The organism is Planktothrix serta PCC 8927 (assembly GCF_900010725.2).
In the GTDB taxonomy this organism is placed as follows: domain Bacteria; phylum Cyanobacteriota; class Cyanobacteriia; order Cyanobacteriales; family Microcoleaceae; genus Planktothrix; species Planktothrix serta.
The window spans coordinates 16,541-35,352 of the sequence record NZ_LR734868.1 but is presented as its reverse complement, the minus strand read 5'-3'; the positions used below and the strand labels follow the sequence as shown (position 1 = coordinate 35,352).

Below are 18,812 nucleotides of genomic sequence, written 5' to 3'. Positions count from 1 at the left end.
TTTGAAATTGCGGCCATCTATAATCATGATATTAATAACGAAGTTAGTTATACTGTCCACAAGAGGGAGGGATTAATGCTATAAATTTTTAGGAATTGATGTTAGTATCAGCGACTCTTTTGGGAATATTATACTTAATCCTGGGTCGGGGTGTAAAAGTTTCATTTAATCGCTTGGGTTTATTCATGAGGAGACTAAGAAATGACAAGTGCAGCAATTAATACCGTTAGGGCTCAAGTAATTAACACTGAGGAAGTCCTCTTAATCTTTCCAACGGAACTTCCGGGTGTGTTTCAAAGCTTCACGGGGTTAGTCGGGGAAACCTTACCGGGTGCTAATGGTGAAGTCATCTTTGTCCCTCAAAATCCCCCAGCGCCAACTCCCACAACCCCAACTCCAACTACATCTCCGACCCCAACCACATCCCCGACTCCCACTCCAGCAACTCCAACAACTCCAACTCCCACAACTCCAACTCCCACAACCCCAACTCCCACACCTTCGGGAAGTGGCGGGACAAATCCCGCTCCCATTGCTAATAATGACTTTTTTCAGACGGACTTGGGACAAGCCACCTTTTTTAATGTTCTCGAAAACGATACTGTTCCTGGGGTCAGTGCAACGAGTATCACCCTAGGTCAGTTTAGCTCAACGACAAACGGAACCTTAGTATTTAACGGGGGAGGAATTTTTACCTACACTCCCGACCCGAATTTCTTTGGCACAGATAGTTTTAGTTATACCATTACAGATGGAACCGCCCCGGCTCAAGTGTTTATTCAAGTATTACCGGGAAATCGACCGATTATTATTGAAGGCATTGGACAAGGAACAGAAACCAGCGATTATATTACAGGCTCCTCTGGAAATGATGTGATCAACGGTTTAGATGGCGATGATACCATCTTTGGTTTAGCCGGAAATGATGAACTCCGAGGGGATGAAGGCAATGATACCCTCTACGGAAACGAAGGAAACGATAGCCTCACCGGAGGAGAAGGTAACGACGAACTTAATGGCGGCAAGGATAATGATTTCCTCGATGGTAGTGAAGGAGATGATACGGGCTTAGGACAACTGGGTAACGATACCGTGATCGGCGGTCTAGGCAATGATAGCGTTTATGGCGGTCAAGGGTCAGATAGTGTTAGGGGAGGGGATGGTAATGATCTGGTTTTTGGCGATAAAGGTAGCGATGTTCTTTGGGGTGATGTGGGAAACGATACGGTTTTTGGGGGCGAAGAAGAAGACCTAATTTTTGGCAATGATGGCGCTGATAGTCTACAAGGTAACTTAGGCAACGATACAATATTTGGCGGTACGGGAAATGATACCGGATTTGGGGGCGAAGGCGATGACCAAATTTCTGGTGAAACAGGCGATGACTTTCTGTTTGGGGGTTTAGGTGTCGATACCCTGACCGGAGGCTCAGGAAATGATATTTTTGTGATGACCACTGAAAGTGGCGGAGCTAGTTTAGAAGAAGCTCAAATTGTTAATGATTTTGAACTGGGCGATCGCATTGGTTTAGCGGGGGGTTTACAATTTAGTGATTTATTTATTAGTCAAAGTAGTGAAAATGCCGGGAATACTATTATTAGAAACGGCAGTGAGGGAGATTATATTGCTGTTTTAATTGGTGTCGATAGTAGCACCATTACCGCAGATAGTTTTACTCCCATTTCCGGTACAATTATTCCCATTCCCACACCTACCCCAACAACTCCAACTCCAACAACTCCACCCACACCAACAACCCCAACTCCAACAACCCCCACTCCAACAACTCCACCCACCCCAACAACTCCCACCCCAACAACTCCACCCACACCAACAACTCCCACCCCAACAACTCCACCTACCCCAACAACTCCACCTACCCCAACAACTCCACCCTTACAGCCACCTATTGCCCAAAATGACACCGTAAAACGGACTCCCGATGGTTCAGTCAGCTTTAACGTATTAGCCAATGATAGTGACCCCCAAGGAAGTCAATTAACCTTAGTCAGTACCGGGACAGTTGCCAATGGTAGTGTTTCGATTTCTAGTGGAGGAAATATTACCTTCACCCCCAACCCCGGTTTTACAGGGCCAGAAACCTTTAGTTATACCATTCAAAATAGTTATGGCTTAACTGCTACAGGTCAAGTCACAATTAACGTTAATATTCCTCCCACATTATTAGTTAATAATGGGATTATTCTGGCGATTAATGATTTTGAAAATATTACATCTAAAAATCTCCTGGCAACAGACCCCGATAACCCACTCAATGAAATTTTTTACCAAATTACTCAAGAACCCGACTTAGGGAATTTACAAATTATTGGGTCTACACCTCAAGTGATTAATGCCGGAGAGAGGTTTACTCAAGAAAATATTGATAACGGTTCCATTCAATATAATTCTCGAAATGTATCAGGGGGAGATGATTTCGTTTTTGTTCTCACCGATAATATTGGCACGACAACTCAGAATGCGTTTAGTATTACCATTGTTGATGATATTATTTCGGGTACGGACGGCAATGATTTAATTACGGGTAGTGGTTTAAGTGAAAATATCAGAGGATTTGCTGGAAATGATACCCTTTTAGGTGAAGGCAACCGAGATGTTTTACAGGGGGGAAGTGGACTAGATTCTCTCGATGGTGGAGAAGGAGATGATGTCCTCCAAGGCGACGAAGAAGATGATATTCTCCTAGGTCAAATCGGGAATGATTCTCTATTTGGAGGTCAAGGAAATGACTCTCTCGATGGTGGTGCAGGTCGCAATACCTTGTTAGGAGAAGATGGGAATGACACCTTAGTTGCTGGAGATGATAGTAATTTACTCTCCGGTGGTAATAATGATGACATTCTGATTAGTGGTATTGGTAACGATACCCTCTTAGGAGGCACTGGAAACGACTCCCTGACCGGAAACGCCGGAGATGATTCCCTCTATGGAGAAGACGGACAAGACCTGATTTTCGCCGGAGTCGGTCGAGACTTAGTGCTCGGTGGTGCAGATAACGATACTATCGATGCCGGAGAGAATAGTGACACCGTATTTGGTGGCGATGGGAACGATTCTATTATTGGGGGCGAGGGAGACGATACCCTCAGTAGTGGTGAAGGTGCAGATACGGTTTTAGCGGGAACTGGAGATGATTCCATCTTTGGGGATGCGGGAAATGACTCCATTGTCGGTGATCTTGGGGAAGATACTATCTATGCTGGAGATGGCTTAGATAGTTTGTTTGGGGGAATTGGAAATGATCTCATCTTTGGGGATGCTGGTAATGACACAATCTTTGGCGGTGAAGATGATGATACCTTAGCTGGGGGCGGAGGGGCTGATAGTTTAATTGGAAATGTAGGCAATAATTCCTACTACTATTTAGCTCCAGCAGAAGGGGTTGATGTGATCACAGAATTTAATCTGAATGGTGATGATCGATTCCTGTTTAGTTCTCTAGGTTTCCCTGGTTTTACCACAGCAGAAGGAACGGTTGTTCCTTTACAGGGAATTATTATTTCAAATGTCGGCTCCGAAGGTGATGATATTAGTAATAAACAAGTGATCATCTTCCAAGATACATTTGATAATATTCAAGCGGTGAATGCTGCCTTAAAAAATCAAAAAGGCTCCAGTGATACAGCCGCTTTCTTTGTCTATCGCAATAACTTATCTTATGCCGGGTTTCCGGGTGCTTATGTTATGGGCTATGATCCAAATTTAAGTGATGATAGTCTCCCTGCTTTTGATTTAGGGATTTTACCTTCTATCGACCCACAAACAAGCAACATTAGTACCTTAATTGGGCCTAGTGATTTTGTAATTATCTAAGCAGGTTTCGGGTTTCGGGTTTCGGGTTTCGGGTGAAGAGTCAACAGTCAACAGTCAACAGTCAACAGTCAACAGTTAACATTCCCCTTATGACAAGTTCTATTATCAATACAACCCCTGCGACTTTAGCCTTAAGAATTTCTCCTAGTAATGGTCTGTATAATACTGGAGATACAATTTTAATTTTTCCCAGAACTTTTGATGACAAATTTGAAACATTTCCCGCAGACGTTCAAGCTTTACTCCCCCTTTCTAATGGACTCGGAACAACTTTACCTGGTGCTACTGGAGGAGTGATCTTTGTACCGGATGAACCTATTTTAGAAGCCATATCAATTGAAACCAATACACCCATCTATTTAGCCGAAACAGAAACGGGTCAATTTCAAAGCCTAGATGGTCTAACAACAGGAGAAATTCAATCGGGGCCAGCCGGAAGTGTGATTTTTATTCCCGATGGATTTACGACGGAAACCCCAACTCCCACTCCCACCACTACAACTGCACCAACTCCCACGACTCCGACTCCTACAGACACACCAACTCCCACAACTACACCAACTCCCACAACCACACCAACTCCCACACCGACACCGACTCCCGGCGAAACTGAACCCCAACCCATCGTAATTCAAGGGGCGGGGTCAGGGACAGAAGCCGATGATACGATTCTAGGAAGTAATCAAAATGATACAATTTCTGGGTTAGAGGGAAATGATAGTATCTTTGGTTTGGGAGGCAATGATCTCCTACAAGGAGATGCTGGATTAGATCAAATTAATGGCAATGAAGGGAATGATGCCATTGTAGGAGGCACCGATGATGATTGTCTGCGGGGAGGTCAAGGGGATGATTTGATCTTCGGTGATTCAGGGAATGATCTGGCTTTTGGAGATAAAGATAATGATACCTTAAATGGTGGAGTCGGGGCTGATAGTCTGTATGGTGGCCAAGGTAATGATAGTCTTCGAGGCGGGGGGGAAGATGACCTGCTCTACGGAGATAAAGGCAATGATACCGTATCCGGTGAACTGGGTAACGATAGCGTCATCGGCGGAGACGGAGATGATGTTTTATTTGGAAATTCCGGTCAGGACTTCCTGAGTGGAGACGTTGGAAATGATCAACTTTTTGGCGGCGGAGATGATGATAGTTTAGTCGGGGGTCAGGGAGTTGATGTTCTCTATGGCGATTTAGGGAATGATACTGTTTCTGGAGGAGATGATAATGATCAACTGTTTGGGAATGCGGGAGATGATGTTCTGAATGGGGATATTGGGGCGGATAATTTGTATGGAGGTGCGGGGGAAGATATTCTTAATGGCGGTAAAGGTCGAGATTTCTTATCCGGTGATGACGGGAATGATTTATTAGCCGGAGAAGCCGGAGTAGACACCCTGACAGGAGGTGCAGGGGATGATATTTTTGTTTTCGGTTATGTGATTACTCAAGCTCCCAATGGGGGTAGTTTTATTACAGGAACTACAGGGGGAACAAGCGTTGAATTAGCGGATATTGTTACGGATTTTACTACCAATGATCAGCTTGGGCTATCTGGAGGACTCACATTCCAAGATCTCGAAATCTCCCAAGGTCAAGCTTCCAATGCTAGTAATACGATTATTAAAGATAAAAATACAGGTGAATTTTTAGCCATCTTACAGGGAGTTAATGCCAGTATTTTAAGTGAATCTAACTTTGTTCTTGACCCCACTGCTCCTCTTCCGCCAACAACGCCACCANCCCAACACCGACAACCTCACCCACAACCCCACCAACACCCACTCCATCTCAACCGACTCCACCTCCTGTGGAGCCTCCAACTCCCGCAATTTTACAGGCTGAAAATGATACGGTATCGGGTTTCCAGAATAGTTTGTTAGAGATTCCTTCCAGTACAATCACCAGCAATGATACAGGGGTTGGACTGCTTTCGGTGACAGGTATTACTCAACCTCCAAATGGAAGAACCAGTTTAAATCAAAATATTGGAGTTATTTCTTATACTCCTGATGAAAACTTTTCCGGTTTTGATACGTTTGAATATCAAATCCGAGATGATAATGGCGCAACGGGAACAGCAACAGTTACAGTTGATGTAGTGTCAGTGAATGAGCGTCCGATTTTAGATCTCAGTAGTTCTCAACTGGGCAGGAATTATACTACTGTTTTTATCGAAGGTACAACTCCTGTAGCGATTACTGGAAGTGTTAGTATTATTGATGCGGATGATACGGATCTGACTTCAGCAACGATTACTTTAACCAATATTCCCGATGGTGAAGTAGAAGGTTTATCGATACAAGGAACTTTACCGTCAGGGATTACTGCTGGAACTTATGATCCCGAAACGGGAATTATTCTTCTAACAGGAACAGCCCCAATTTCTAGTTATGAAGCCGCACTTTCTCAAGTTGTTTATAGTAATATTTCTCAAAATCCGAATACGGAAAATCGAGTTATTGATGTAGTTGTTGCGGATAATAATAGTGATAGCAATATTGCAATTAGTACGATTACCGTTGATGCGGTCAATGATCCTCCCGTAAATACAGTTCCAGAGTCACAAACAGCTAATGGTAGCCAACCGATAGTATTTAGTCAAGCGGATAATAATCAAATTTTGATTAGTGACCCCGATGTTGATGGTAATCCTGTTCAAGTTAACTTAACAGCTAGTACCGGAACATTAACTTTGGGGACAATACAGGATAATGTGGAAATTTCTGGGGATGGAACAACGCTAGTTACTTTGGTAGGTCGTCTTGAAAATATTAATACGGCTCTTGATGGTTTAACCTTCGCGCCTCCTTCATCCTTTGATACCTCGGCGACGATCCAAATAGTAACAACGGATAATGGTAATACAGGTAGTGGTGGCCCCCAAACAACTTCTAGTACGATTAGTATTAATCAGCCGAATCAACCCCCAACCTTAGACCTAGATGGTACTCAAGCCGGAAATAATACCGAGGCGTCCTTTGAGCAAGGACAACCTGCTGTTGCGATCGCCACTGGAACTAATATTCTGATTACGGATGCAGACAATACCACCATCGAGTCAGCCACAGTTACTTTAACAAATGCACTCAATGGCAGTGCGGAAAGTTTAGCGGTCAATGGTGTGTTACCAATGGGTATTACCGCCAGTAGTTATAACAGCACCACCGGAATTTTAACCTTAACGGGGAATGCCTCACTAGCCGCTTATCAAACCGCTATTGGACAAGTTGTTTATAATAATACAGCTAATCCTCCGAACACCACAACCCGGACGGTACAGGTTCAAGTGAATGATGGAACGGATAATAGTAATACGGCGGCTAGTACAATTACAGTAAGTGCTTTAAATCAGCCTCCCGTTGCCGTTACCGATGGCCCAATTTTCACCAACAATAGCATCCAATTCCCGATTTCTCCCTTAGCCAATGATACTGACCCCGATGGAGATGTTCTAACATTGACTTCAGTGGATAATCCTCCCGTAGCGCAAGGGTTAGTCACTCAAAGTGGGTCGCTCGTTCAGTACACCCGTCTGGGAAATAATACCGGAGTTGATAGTTTCAACTACAGTATCAGTGATGGTCAAGGAGGAACGGCCACGGGTCAGATTAATATTGAATTGTTACCTGTTGCTGATAATAACCCTAACTCCGTAACCGGAGGCAATTTTGGCGATAATCTCAATGGTTTGGGAGGAAATGATACCCTGATAGGTTTGGGCGGGAATGACAGCCTGCGAGGAAATGATGGTAACGACAGTTTATCCGGTGGAAGCGGAACAGATCTGTTACAGGGAGGAATTGGAGAGGATACGCTCCAAGGCGATTTAACACCGGATACCATGACGGGAAATGCAGGAAGCGACCAATTCCGTTATACCAGTGCTGATGACGGAGGCGGATCGGGTTTTAATGCGAGTTCTAATACCGAGATAAAATCCTTAATTGGAGGTAATTTATATGATACCATTACGGATTTTGAAGGATTAGGCGCTGCGATCGGCGATAAAATTAATTTTGCTACAACGGTAATTCAATCTTTTGCTAACATTGCCACAACGGTACAAACCAATATTACTGGAGATGTAATTCCGGGAACAAGCCCCGGTCTATTTGCCTTTAATGATGGCACTAGCACTTACCTGATTTATGATGGCAATGGTGATAATACAACGGGGAATGATTCTCGAATTTTAGCAAAATTAGACAACGTTAATGGCGTGACAACCCTTGATGTTAATGACTTTGCTGGAATTGCTGGCTTAAATCTTCCTCCAGTAGTTCAAGGGAATACGACCGTTAATATTACTGAAGATGTGATTACAAATTTAGGAATTTCATCCCCAGTTGATCCCAATAATGACCCGTTAATTATTACCGTTAATAATATTCCTGATAGCAGTAAAGGAATCATCCGTATTACAGGTCAAACCAACTCCATTATTATTGGTCAAACCTTAACCAGTGCGGAAATTAGTCAGTTAGAATTTGTCCCCCAACCTAATATTAATGGTGCAGCCGGAGTATTTTTATATAGTGTCAGTGATAGTGAAAATCCTACGGTTAGTCAAACCGTTACGGTGAATATTACGGCGGTTAATGATCTACCTGTTGCTGTGAATGACGGCCCAATTTTTACTAACAATAGCATCCAATTCTCGATTTCTCCCCTAGATAACGATAGTGACTTGGATGGAGATGTTCTGACGTTGACCTCAGTAGATAATCTTTCCACAGCACAAGGGTTAGTGACTCAAAGTGGGTCGCTTGTTCAGTATACTCGTCTCCCCGGAACTGAGCCAGTGGATAGTTTCAACTACATCATCAGTGACGGTAAAGGAGGAACAGCCACTGCTAATATTACGATTAACCTGTTACCCGTTGCTGATAATAACCCTAACTCCGTGACCGGAGGCAGTCTCAGCGATAACCTTAATGGTCTGGTAGGAAATGATACCCTGGTGGGTCTGGAGGGGAATGACACCCTGCGGGGAAATGAGGGTAATGACAGTTTATCGGGAGGAAGCGGAAACGACACTCTCGATGGAGGTGCGGGACAAGATAACCTGTTTGGGGGTTTAGGACGCGATAGTTTGACGGGTAGTTTAGGAGAAACAGACCTGTTTATTTATAGTGATGCACTTGATGGAGGAGGTATCGGGTTTAATGCGGTGGGAACTGCAATTAGTTCTCAAATTGGCAGTGGTTTATATGATTCTATTAACAATTTTGAAGTTTTGGGTCAGATTGGAGGAGATCAAATTAGCATATCGACGAGTTTAATTGCGGATGTTGCTAATATCCTGACGACTGTACAAACGAATGTTTCAACGAATGTCTTACCTGGAAATAATCCCAGTCTATTTGCTTTTGATAATGGCCAGAATACTTATTTAATTTATGATGCTAATGGCGATAATACATCAGGAAATGATTCTCAAATTCTAGCTAAATTAGAGGGAGTTACAGGAGTAACAACATTGAATTCAGATGATATTATTCTGTTCTAATCCTTAAAATTGGAAAAATGGGAATAGAGAATAGAGAAATAATCTGTTCCCTGTTCCCTGTTCCCTGTTCCCTATTCCCTGCTATATTATTGAGCAGGTGTATCTAATTTCAACTCAATGGAATCTTCCTTTTGTAACTCCACAACATTTTCAGGAGGAGTTAAACAGGTTCTCAATAATTGATCAACAGCTAGATTAGTATTAGCTTCAACCATGCCAACAACACAATAAGATAAGTTTTCGGGTAATACACTCCGACGACAACTATCGAGAACATTCAAGGGATCAGATGCAGTAACATTTCTGTTAATATTGACCACACAATTTGCTAATTCATCGGGGCGTCTGACCTGGAGACAACTTCCTAATATTTGTTCTACGGGTAAAGCAGCCACATTTTTTTGCATTTGGGTGACACAATACCCCATATTTCTAGGTCTAGCAGCCATTCCACAGCCTTGAGTTGCTAATTCAATAGACAGTCCGGCTTCAGTTAACTGTTGAGTACAGTTTCTATAGTCCTGTCGCCGAATTAATACGAAGGACGGAAAAGCCGATGCCGGAGCAACGGAGACAAACAACGGAAACAAACTTACTGTCGCCACTACGGATAACCAACGCCGATGTCGTGGGAGGTTGGTCAGCAGTGCTTTTTTTAATCCAGAAAACATCACAATAGAAGAATTCATAGCCATTTCAAGTTTTGCACAATGATATCATGGGTTAGCCGTTGACCGTTGATAGTTGATCAAGATCATCTTTAACACTCCCTGGCGTGAATGCAGCGTGATTCTTTTGCTCGTATGGATGTGAAGCAGAAATTCACTGGTATGAAGCCCACGGCAAAGGCACGATCCTTTGGGGTTTGCAGTAAAATTAATCAAGGAGTTTAGTCACAATGCTTTACTCATTAGAGGAGTGAAAAACTATGACGGCCTTAGCTCAAGAGATTCTTAATACTTTTGATAGGTTGGCTGACGCAGAGCAACTTGAGATTGGGCTAGAAATCTTGAGGCGGCTCGTCCATTTTGACTTTCCACCATTGACAGATGAAGACTTTATCTTAAATGCTGAAGAATTATTCTTAGCATTAGATCAACAAGAAATTGATTATGAATAGTCCTGATCGTGGCGAAGTTTGGCTTGTCGATCTGGGCTATGTGGCAAAAGTTAGACCATGCTTAGTGGTTAGTATCCGGGCTCTCAACCAGGATCGAGCGTTAGCGACTCTAATACCTCATACTACAAGCCCAAGAGGTTCACGCTTTGAGGTAGATGTCAAAGCCAGATTCCTGAAGCCCGGAGTGTTCGATGTTCAGAATATCATCACAATTCCTCACGCGAAGCTACTAAGGAAACTGGGCGAATTAAACTCAGAGCAGTTAGCACAAGTCGAAGAGGCTTTGCTTTTCTGGTTAGGATTTGAGGATATGGATTCTGGCGAAGATCCCTCGATGACGTGAGGCGATATGTGCTACACGAGGCTGCGCGATTGCGTCATTTCTCCTATCTTTAATGGGAAAATATGGAGTTTGATGAGCGAATTCTGGCTGATCCCACATATAAGGTTTTGGTGTGAAGGGGTGCGGTACACTATAAAGATTAGGGTTACTCCTCATCTAGTTTACCTTGTAGTACATCCATTCTGGGATTAACCCATCTTTGATGCCAATAAGTTACTAAGTCTTTTTGTGTAAATTTTCGCCAGACAACAGAATCTGTCTCTCCTAATAAATATTCATTCCAGTTTTCTGCTAATGGACAACGATAGTATGCTCTCTGCCAACCAATGCTTAACATATCTGTTGATAACCCAAGTTCTCTTAGTCCCCTTTTTAATATACGCATTTTCCAATTTGGCCCCTTTCCAAATTTGTATGTTTCAAAAATATCTGGTGGTACAACTTGCTTAATTAGTTCCCAACTTCCATTTGCTGTTATATGAAGATGACTTTGACCTTTAGTATAATCAACAAATTCCCAGTTAATCAAACGATTATAGATTGCTGATTTCCCAAAGGCTCCTAAAGTATCAATATAAATAAGATCAGATTTTTTGTTTTCTCCTGTAATAAGAGAAGATTTATTCTTATATTTTCTATAAAAGTCTTGACGAACTGTTGGAAACATTACAGCAAGAGCAACTAATTTTGAGGCAAGCACTCGATTGTATGGAGGAATAGCTCCTAAAATATAGGCTGTCATGCAATTATAAAGTCGTTTCAATTTCTGATTTTTTGTCCAATTAATAGAATTTTCATCTCGTACTCCTAGACCAATTACAGGGTCACAAAGTCCAATAATCCCGATCAATTTATGATTTTGGCTATCAAAAACAAAATATCTAATCCGCCGACCATAACCATTTGTAACGGGTATCGACCAGTGAGATATAGCATACGCCCATAATCTTTGATGTTCTGCTATGGGTTCAACAAGAACAAGATATGGATCTATTTTAGATATATTAATATCTGAAGGTTCTGCTAAATACTTCTGAACTTTTTCTTTATATTCTTTACCCTTTAAGTTGGTTTGTTCAGAGAGTTTTCTTTGGACTTCTCTAAAATCATTGGGGTCATTTACAATGATTTTTTGATTGTCTCGATCCCAAAAAACTCCATAATCTTCTAGGTTTTGGATAATCTGTTCTTTAATCAGGAGTTTCTGATCAATTGTACAAAAATCATTATTTTCCATTAATTAAATTTAGATTCTTTATAAACTTTTGATTCTACGAGCTTTTCAAATTCCGTTACTCGTACAGGAAGGGCGAAAGCTTGATCAGATGAAACCATATAGAGATTACCCGCAATTGTCTCACGCTGAATAAAGTTTGATATCACCCCATCATAATTGATATTAGACTTTACCAGTGCCTTAATATCGTCAGAATTTCCCATATGAAAAGCAAAGAAATTTTCGGCTTGGGTTCTAATTTCATCAGAGATAGCAGATGGACGTTGTGTTACAGCGACTAATCCCAACCCAAATTTGCGTCCTTCTTTGGCAACTCTAACAAATGGATTGGCATTACTCTTAACAAATTCCTGAGATAAAACATTTTGGGCTTCTTCTACAAATATAACGGCATTGACAACTTCTTCTGGTTCATCTGATGTAAATTTTTCTTTGTTACTTTCAAACAATTTGCGAACCAGAATAGTAGAAATAATACTGGCATCCATGTTATCTTTTAGCGATAGGTCAATGATGACAGTCTTTCCTTGCTTTAAATATGTGAATACATCTTCTATAAGATTAGATTTACCAGAATGTAAATTACCTTCATCAATTAAATGACGAATCCTTTTTCGTATCGCCATAATTGTTTTTCGGGCAGAAACATCTTCTTTAATGTTGCCATTTCTATCTTTTTTTTGCTCACCAAAGAAATCAGAAAAGTCTCGATAAAGATTGCTTGGAGTGTGAACATAGTCATCAATATTTTCAATAAAGTTAGATACACCATCTTCATCAAGGTATAGAAGAAAGGCTTTCATTACTTCAGAAAAACCACCACCAAAATTCAATATATCCCCTACTGCTAAGTGCCTGTGCATATTGAGCGTAACTTTGCCACCGGAAATAAATCGATTCTGTTCTTTATAAGTTTCTGGTAACTTTTTGTCGGTATACACGACAACATTATCGCGGATTGAACTTTCATTGATATCTCCTAATCCATAGGTAGCTGTGCCACGCAAAAAATACTCGCCGTTCAAATCAAAAATCAACTTTCCATAGGAATTATCACGAGTCATATGGTAAAGCAGTACCTTAACAAGATTAGTTTTTCCAAAACCTGATTGAGCAAATACCATCGTGCGTTTGTTACGCAATTTATCAATTTGGAAAAGAATAGGCCCCTTGTCCTTAAAAATAGTTTCTCCTACACAAAGATATCCAATTTCAGCACCATTTTCATTGGTTTTATTGAGAATTGACTCTATTTCGCGTTTGTTTAGATGTCTTGCAATATAAGAAACTGTGGGCAATTTCCTAACAGCCGTTGTGAAAGCAATGGTAGAGCCGCTATCTGTAAATGTTCCTAAAATCCGAACTTTGTAGGTGTAACTGAACATTTTCTGTTTGTCTCGCTCAGAAAGTTCTCTTTCTGCAATTCGAGCATAATGTACTGCTACTAATGTTTTTTCCTGCGACTTAAAGATAGGATCTTCATCATAAATTTCTGCTTCGACCCTAGCAAGATACTTGGTATTTCCTTCATCTTTGGGCGTCAGAACAATAAAGTCACCAGTTTGTGGACTAGCTTTAGCATCCTCATAGGAGGAGTATATCAATAGGGCATCTTCAGTGGTTTTCTGCCCATATAAAACGCCAAAATCTGCTTTTCTCATAGTGTTCGCGCCTAAAATCTGTCGTGTGTGTCTAAAAATAAATTTTCAATATCGACGTTATCCATTCTTTGATCCTTATAAAGAGAGTATTTAAGGCGAGCAATTATCTCATCTTTAAAATTTCTTTTCAAGGATATGAAATTATGTACTTCACATAATGGGTAGGGATAGCCAAGAATATAGTGTTCTTGTGTAAGCCGAGTTAGCTCCTTAAATATTAACTCAAGTTCTTCCCTATCTCTTTCATACGAGCCTGCTCGGATTTGTGGCATGGCATCAAAAATATTCACATCAGCTATAAGCCAGTCATAGTTTTGGAGCTTTTCTACATAATCTAATCTAGCTGCCATAAATAGCCCAAATCCTCTTCCTCCACTAATTGATTTTTTAATAAACATATCACCATATGCTGCTTTAAGAACAACATCTGGAATTTCAAACCAGCAGCAGAGTTTTTGGCGTTTTAAGTCTGTTTCTACAAAAGGATACTCATGCTTAAGCTGATCTTGCAGATAATGATCAATTTGTCTGAATGTATAAGCCAGTTCCATTTTAAGTGGAGATTGTTTAGTCACAGAGACTATCTTTATCTGTTTTTTATGAGCATACTCTCCCAAGTTTACTAAGTATTGCGGCTTTATTTGGAGAGGACGTAATGTACCATCTCTTAAAATAAAATCACCAGCTTTTGTTTCTGGGCGATTAATTACCTCTAAAATCAGTGCAATCTCTAGGACTTCCTGACAAAATCCCAGCAGAGTTGATAAATTCTTACAAATTTGTTCTTTTTTGTATGGAAAAATGTTTTCTGGTGAGTCGTTGAGAAAGTTTAATAAATATTTTACTGGATCTAAATTTAGAAATTCATCATAAATAGCATTTAAGTGATTTTCATTGGTGATTAAAATGTTTTGGGGATAATATGCCTGTCCTAATACAACAGGATCATCTGATGAATTCATCCTAATTTGCTTACCTCGATGAAAGCAAATGTAACCAGCAGCATAAATTGCTATAGCTAGACCATTATAAAACTGCTCACTGTTGTAGCTACCATCTATCGCATAGAACCTCCTATCGCTATCATCAATTTTGTCAAACTGAATAATTTCAAAGATTTGAGGCGTTTGTATATTCCCTTCATGTCCAATCACAGGAATACCATGATCTTTATTACTTCTGGTATTGATGTGTTTAGCAACTAGCTCGATAGCACTATCGGGGATCTGTTTTCCTGCCATATCTTACTTGTAATAGTTTTATACCAAAGAAAATCTATTGTAACAGTCGCCACCGCAACATTCACGCGATCGCTCTGTACATTCAGCCCTGCAATCTAACCACGAGACAGGTTGTCTGTCAACTCCTCGGCTTTCAGTCTTAAAAGATCACGAGACAACAGCATCGGAGATGGCAGTTTCGCACATCCCAACCCTCCAAAATTATATTTGAGATTTTAGGAGAAATTCATCACATTGAAATCATTGCTGTTAATCGCTCAATTCGAGAACTCGACCGATTGCAAAAAAACTATGGCTCTGGACGCTGGCGCAAGCTAAAAGGTATCGCCACTATTCAACTCGAAGATGGGACAATGTGTGAAGCAGAAATTCACTGGTATGAAGCCCAGGGAATCGGTCAAAAAGAATTCAAGATCAAATATATTTTGGAGTAAACTATATGGAATTTGTCGTTTGCATCAATAACACAGATTATTCAGCTTCCTTAGAAATTCGCAAAATTTATCAAGTTTTACCCGATCCTAAAGCTAACAATCATCAAATGATTCGCGTCATTGATGAATCTGGAGAAGACTACCTATACCCCAGTCGTTATTTCATGGCCATTGAGTTATCAGAACCCCTGCAACAAGCTCTTGCTACCTGTCTTTAAAATTAACCCAGAAATCGGGTTTCTGCGTTAGTTTCTGCATCCTAACCGAGACTTGATCAAGAAACCCGGTTTCGGCATTGGGTTGTTGTGTTACCCGAAACCCGCGATATGCTTCTCTAAAAAATGCTATTATGGGATTAATCTAAATCATTACAAAACTGGTTGGAGAGCATTTTAATTATTATGATTCAAGAAATTAATGCCATATTTGATGGTAAATCCCTGCAACTGGAATCTCCCTTAAACCTGGATATAGGTACAAGGGTAAAAGTTATTGTTGAAACAATATTACCTCAAGAACAACGCCCGAAAACATTTCTTGAAACCGCTCAATCTTTACAGTTACAAGGCAATCCAGATTGGTCTCTTGAAAATTGAATGGTCAAATTAGGAGAAATTAAAATGGCAATCAACACCTCTTTAGAAGAACGCATCGCAGCAGTAGAAGCAGCAATTACCGAATTGCAGAAACAAGTGGCAAATCCTCAACCGACAAATTGGCTACAACAAATTACAGGGTCTTTCAAAGATGAACCAGCCTTTGAGGAGGTACTGGTATTAGGACGAGCAATTCGTCAAGGTGATGAGTCTGTAATTGAATGCGAAGACGAGCTATGAAATATTTATTAGATACAGACCATCTGAGCATTCTTCAACGTCAAACTGGGAAGGATTATAGCAACCTTTCAACACGCATGGCTCAATACTCACTATCAGATTTTGCCGTATCAATTGTCACCTTTCACGAACAAATGCTTGGCTGTCACGCCTATATTTAAAGTGGGAAAGAACAAGTTGGACTAAAGATTTCTGCATCCTAACCGAGACTTGATCAAGAAACCCGGTTTCAGCATCGGGTTGTTGTGTTACCCGAAACCCGCGATATGCGTCTCTAAAAAATGCTATTATGGGATTAATCTAAATCATTACAAAACTGGTTGGAGAGCATTTTAATTATTATGATTCAAGAAATTAATGCCATATTTGATGGTAAATCCCTGCAACTGGAATCTCCCTTAAACCTGGATATAGGTACAAGGGTGAGAATTATTGTTGAAACTATATTACCTCAAGAACAACGCCCAAAAACATTTCTTGAAACCGCTCAATCTTTACAGCTACAAGGCAATCCAGATTGGTCTGAGAAAATTGATCAGTATTTATATGGGGAAACTGTTTCTGATCATGTTTGAGTATTACTCAAAAACTATAGCAATCCTAAATGATTTGTGAAAAAATTCTGTAGGGGTGATGTCCCTCCAAACCCTCTTTATGTCTGGGTTTGGAGGGACATCACCCCTACGATAAAATATTACAACCTATTTAGGACTGCTATAGATCATGAGACATCTCCCAAAATTTGAGGAGGTACTGGTATTAGGACGAGCGATTTGCTTCTGGTGACGAGTCTGTACTAGAAGCGCAAGGCGAGCTATCAAATATTGATTGGATACATACTATAATAAAAGATTGGTGCAAAAAATTTTATGCGGAGAAGAAGTTAGATGGCTCGATATAGAGGCCCCCGTCTGAGAATCGTTCGTCGTTTGGGCGATTTACCCGGATTAACCCGGAAGACCCCCAGAAAGGCCTATCCCCCTGGACAACATGGTCAAGCTCGTCGCAAGCGTTCTGAATATGCGATCCGGTTAGAAGAAAAACAAAAACTGCGCTATAACTACGGTGTTTCTGAGCGTCAACTGTTACGTTATGTCCGTAAAGCTCGCCGCGCTTCCGGTTCCACTGGACAAGTGTTGCTGCAACTGCTGGAAATGCGTTTGGATAATACCATTTTCCGTTTAGGAATGGCCCCTACTATTCCATCGGCTCGTCAGTTGGTCAGTCATGGTCACGTTACCGTTAATGGTCATCGCGTCAATATTCCGAGTTATCAATGCAGACCGGGCGAATTAATTGGGATCAGAAATACTGAAAAATCCCGTGAACTGGTAAAAGCCAATTTACAATATCCCGGTTTAGCCAACGTTCCTAGCCATCTGGAGTTAGATAAAGCACAACTGACTGCAAAGGTAAATAGCGTCATTGAACGGGAATGGGTGGCTTTACAAATTAACGAACTGTTAGTGGTTGAATATTATTCACGTCAAGCCTAAGAGTTCCTCACCGTTCTATTTTTCGTGGGGCGTTATCGACTAAAAATAACGTACCCCACCTAATTATTATTAAACCCTAAATCCAAAATCAATCAGGTTGCTATCCTCCGATTTGGGACATGGTGCGGGCATAATTTCCGGTTGTACCAGAGTCTCGTTGTTTAAAATTTATATCGGGTTTAATTCCTAATAGGTTACTTACCTGTTCTCTTAACTCCTCAAACGTCGCACCTTGACGCAGAGGAGTTTTTAAGTCAATTTGTCCGGTTTCATTTAATAAACAAGGTCGTAACCAACCGTCGGCGGAGAATCTCATCCGGTTACAGCGATCGCAAAAACATTCTGACATCTGACTAATAAATCCTAATGTTCCTTTTGCTCCCGGTATTTGAAACACATCCGCAGGGCCATTTCCTGTCACCTGAGAGGTTTCTAAACCCCATTGTTCTCGAATTTGTTGTCTTAATTCTTCTGAAGAAATCCAACCGCGATCGGCAAATAAATCGTTATTGCCAATGGGCATAAATTCAATAAATCTAACGTGCCATTGTCGCTCTATTGTTAATTTTGCTAAGTCTAATACTTCATGATCATTCACCCCAGGAATTACCACAACATTTAATTTTAGGGGGTTAAAACCGACTTGATAAGCTGCTTGTATTCCCGCCCAAACCTGTTGCCAACGGCTGCGTCCTCGGTTGCCAATAATTTGATCAAAAATATCAGGATCAAGGGAATCTAAACTAATATTAATCCGTCGTAGTCCAGCCTGATATAAATCCTCTGCCATTCCTGCTAATAAAAAGCCATTGGTTGTCATCGCCACATCTTTTGTTTCAGGAAAGGCGTTAATTTGTTTAACTAATTCTACCACACCAGGACGCAATAAAGGTTCACCTCCGGTTAATCGAAATCGAGTAAACCCAACGGGGATAAATACCTCTCGCAACAGGGTTAATAGTTCATCCAGAGTCAACAAATTCTGTTGCAGGATATAATCAATTTCTGCTCCTTCTGGCATACAATATTGACATTGGAAGTTACAACGATCAATCAAACTAATGCGGAGATAATCAACAAGGTTCATGGAATTTTAGG

The 18,812-nt window shown here is 40.9% G+C and carries 17 protein-coding genes; 12 read left to right on the top strand and 5 right to left on the bottom strand.

What is annotated here, in order from left to right; translation table 11 throughout:
* The first annotated feature begins 201 nt into the window (after nucleotides 1-201).
* From PL8927_RS10775 to PL8927_RS10765, 3 genes are all read left to right on the top strand, one after another.
* Complete coding sequence (locus tag PL8927_RS10775; protein WP_083621044.1) at nucleotides 202-3,834, top strand: Ig-like domain-containing protein; 3,633 nt, start codon at nucleotides 202-204, stop codon at nucleotides 3,832-3,834.
* 89 nt (nucleotides 3,835-3,923) lie between these two features.
* A complete protein-coding gene (locus tag PL8927_RS10770) occupies nucleotides 3,924-5,717 on the top strand; it encodes a calcium-binding protein (RefSeq protein WP_156093163.1) in 1,794 nt (597 codons plus the stop codon).
* Nucleotides 5,645-9,346: a beta strand repeat-containing protein gene (locus PL8927_RS10765; protein WP_083621037.1), complete on the top strand. Its 3,702-nt coding sequence runs from the start codon at nucleotides 5,645-5,647 to the stop codon at nucleotides 9,344-9,346. The genes PL8927_RS10770 and PL8927_RS10765 overlap by 73 nt, the downstream gene beginning before the upstream one ends.
* An 86-nt stretch (nucleotides 9,347-9,432) precedes the next feature.
* Here PL8927_RS10765 and PL8927_RS10760 read toward each other — a convergent pair whose 3' ends face one another.
* Entirely contained in the window at nucleotides 9,433-10,035 is a 603-nt protein-coding gene (locus tag PL8927_RS10760; RefSeq protein ID WP_083621034.1) for a hypothetical protein, read from the bottom strand.
* A gap of 239 nt (nucleotides 10,036-10,274) precedes the next feature.
* Here PL8927_RS10760 and PL8927_RS10755 point away from each other — a divergent pair, with 239 nt between their 5' ends.
* Both PL8927_RS10755 and PL8927_RS10750 read left to right on the top strand, forming a co-directional pair.
* Entirely contained in the window at nucleotides 10,275-10,466 is a 192-nt protein-coding gene (locus PL8927_RS10755; RefSeq protein ID WP_026786301.1) for a hypothetical protein, read from the top strand.
* Nucleotides 10,459-10,809 carry a type II toxin-antitoxin system PemK/MazF family toxin gene (locus tag PL8927_RS10750; RefSeq protein WP_083621032.1) on the top strand — a complete coding sequence of 117 codons (351 nt, stop codon included), beginning with the start codon at nucleotides 10,459-10,461 and terminating at the stop codon, nucleotides 10,807-10,809. Before PL8927_RS10755 ends, PL8927_RS10750 begins: the two co-directional genes overlap by 8 nt.
* A gap of 145 nt (nucleotides 10,810-10,954) precedes the next feature.
* Here the strand turns inward: PL8927_RS10750 and PL8927_RS10745 are convergent, their stop codons facing one another.
* From PL8927_RS10745 to PL8927_RS10735, 3 genes are read right to left on the bottom strand one after another with little or no spacing between them, the layout of a single operon-like run.
* Nucleotides 10,955-12,046 carry a Druantia anti-phage system protein DruA gene (locus PL8927_RS10745; RefSeq protein ID WP_083621029.1) on the bottom strand — a complete coding sequence of 364 codons (1,092 nt, stop codon included), beginning with the start codon at nucleotides 12,044-12,046 and terminating at the stop codon, nucleotides 10,955-10,957.
* Complete coding sequence (locus PL8927_RS10740) at nucleotides 12,046-13,707, bottom strand: ATP-binding protein (protein ID WP_083621026.1); 1,662 nt, start codon at nucleotides 13,705-13,707, stop codon at nucleotides 12,046-12,048. Before PL8927_RS10740 ends, PL8927_RS10745 begins: the two co-directional genes overlap by 1 nt.
* An 11-nt stretch (nucleotides 13,708-13,718) precedes the next feature.
* Nucleotides 13,719-14,948, bottom strand: coding sequence for a DNA double-strand break repair nuclease NurA (locus PL8927_RS10735; RefSeq protein ID WP_083621023.1), 1,230 nt, complete (start codon nucleotides 14,946-14,948; stop codon nucleotides 13,719-13,721).
* A gap of 278 nt (nucleotides 14,949-15,226) precedes the next feature.
* Here PL8927_RS10735 and PL8927_RS10730 point away from each other — a divergent pair, with 278 nt between their 5' ends.
* The 7 genes from PL8927_RS10730 to rpsD all read left to right on the top strand — a co-directional run bounded on the left by PL8927_RS10730 (nucleotide 15,227) and on the right by rpsD (nucleotide 17,714).
* Nucleotides 15,227-15,382, top strand: a complete 156-nt coding sequence (locus PL8927_RS10730) for a hypothetical protein (protein ID WP_231505981.1) — start codon at nucleotides 15,227-15,229, stop codon at nucleotides 15,380-15,382.
* A gap of 5 nt (nucleotides 15,383-15,387) precedes the next feature.
* Complete coding sequence (locus PL8927_RS10725; protein ID WP_083621018.1) at nucleotides 15,388-15,600, top strand: hypothetical protein; 213 nt, start codon at nucleotides 15,388-15,390, stop codon at nucleotides 15,598-15,600.
* A 183-nt stretch (nucleotides 15,601-15,783) separates the two neighbouring features.
* On the top strand, nucleotides 15,784-15,978 hold the full coding sequence (locus PL8927_RS10720) for a hypothetical protein (protein WP_083621016.1): 195 nt from the start codon (nucleotides 15,784-15,786) through the stop codon (nucleotides 15,976-15,978).
* A 24-nt stretch (nucleotides 15,979-16,002) separates the two neighbouring features.
* A complete protein-coding gene (locus tag PL8927_RS10715) occupies nucleotides 16,003-16,218 on the top strand; it encodes a hypothetical protein (protein WP_083621114.1) in 216 nt (71 codons plus the stop codon).
* Nucleotides 16,200-16,379, top strand: coding sequence for a type II toxin-antitoxin system VapC family toxin (locus PL8927_RS10710; RefSeq protein WP_197047387.1), 180 nt, complete (start codon nucleotides 16,200-16,202; stop codon nucleotides 16,377-16,379). Before PL8927_RS10715 ends, PL8927_RS10710 begins: the two co-directional genes overlap by 19 nt.
* Before the next feature lie 180 nt (nucleotides 16,380-16,559).
* Nucleotides 16,560-16,793, top strand: coding sequence for a hypothetical protein (locus tag PL8927_RS10705; RefSeq protein ID WP_083621013.1), 234 nt, complete (start codon nucleotides 16,560-16,562; stop codon nucleotides 16,791-16,793).
* A 312-nt stretch (nucleotides 16,794-17,105) separates the two neighbouring features.
* The gene (gene rpsD / locus PL8927_RS10700; RefSeq protein ID WP_083621011.1) at nucleotides 17,106-17,714 is read left to right on the top strand and encodes a 30S ribosomal protein S4; all 609 of its coding nucleotides are present in this window, start codon (nucleotides 17,106-17,108) and stop codon (nucleotides 17,712-17,714) included.
* Nucleotides 17,715-17,814: 100 nt separating this feature from the next.
* Here rpsD and moaA read toward each other — a convergent pair whose 3' ends face one another.
* On the bottom strand, nucleotides 17,815-18,801 hold the full coding sequence (gene moaA, locus PL8927_RS10695; protein WP_083621008.1) for a GTP 3',8-cyclase MoaA: 987 nt from the start codon (nucleotides 18,799-18,801) through the stop codon (nucleotides 17,815-17,817).
* Nucleotides 18,802-18,812: the final 11 nt, after the last annotated feature.

Coding starts and splice junctions, on each gene's coding strand:
- PL8927_RS10750 (WP_083621032.1), top strand. CDS start 10,459: ATGAATAGTCCTGATCGTGGCGAAGTTTGGCTTGTCGATCTGGGCTAT.
- PL8927_RS10715 (WP_083621114.1), top strand. CDS start 16,003: ATGGCAATCAACACCTCTTTAGAAGAACGCATCGCAGCAGTAGAAGCA.
- PL8927_RS10745 (WP_083621029.1), bottom strand. CDS start 12,046: ATGGAAAATAATGATTTTTGTACAATTGATCAGAAACTCCTGATTAAA.
- rpsD (WP_083621011.1), top strand. CDS start 17,106: ATGGCTCGATATAGAGGCCCCCGTCTGAGAATCGTTCGTCGTTTGGGC.
- PL8927_RS10710 (WP_197047387.1), top strand. CDS start 16,200: ATGCGAAGACGAGCTATGAAATATTTATTAGATACAGACCATCTGAGC.
- PL8927_RS10725 (WP_083621018.1), top strand. CDS start 15,388: ATGGAATTTGTCGTTTGCATCAATAACACAGATTATTCAGCTTCCTTA.
- PL8927_RS10775 (WP_083621044.1), top strand. CDS start 202: ATGACAAGTGCAGCAATTAATACCGTTAGGGCTCAAGTAATTAACACT.
- PL8927_RS10735 (WP_083621023.1), bottom strand. CDS start 14,948: ATGGCAGGAAAACAGATCCCCGATAGTGCTATCGAGCTAGTTGCTAAA.
- PL8927_RS10740 (WP_083621026.1), bottom strand. CDS start 13,707: ATGAGAAAAGCAGATTTTGGCGTTTTATATGGGCAGAAAACCACTGAA.
- PL8927_RS10760 (WP_083621034.1), bottom strand. CDS start 10,035: ATGAATTCTTCTATTGTGATGTTTTCTGGATTAAAAAAAGCACTGCTG.
- PL8927_RS10705 (WP_083621013.1), top strand. CDS start 16,560: ATGATTCAAGAAATTAATGCCATATTTGATGGTAAATCCCTGCAACTG.
- PL8927_RS10720 (WP_083621016.1), top strand. CDS start 15,784: ATGATTCAAGAAATTAATGCCATATTTGATGGTAAATCCCTGCAACTG.
- PL8927_RS10755 (WP_026786301.1), top strand. CDS start 10,275: ATGACGGCCTTAGCTCAAGAGATTCTTAATACTTTTGATAGGTTGGCT.
- moaA (WP_083621008.1), bottom strand. CDS start 18,801: ATGAACCTTGTTGATTATCTCCGCATTAGTTTGATTGATCGTTGTAAC.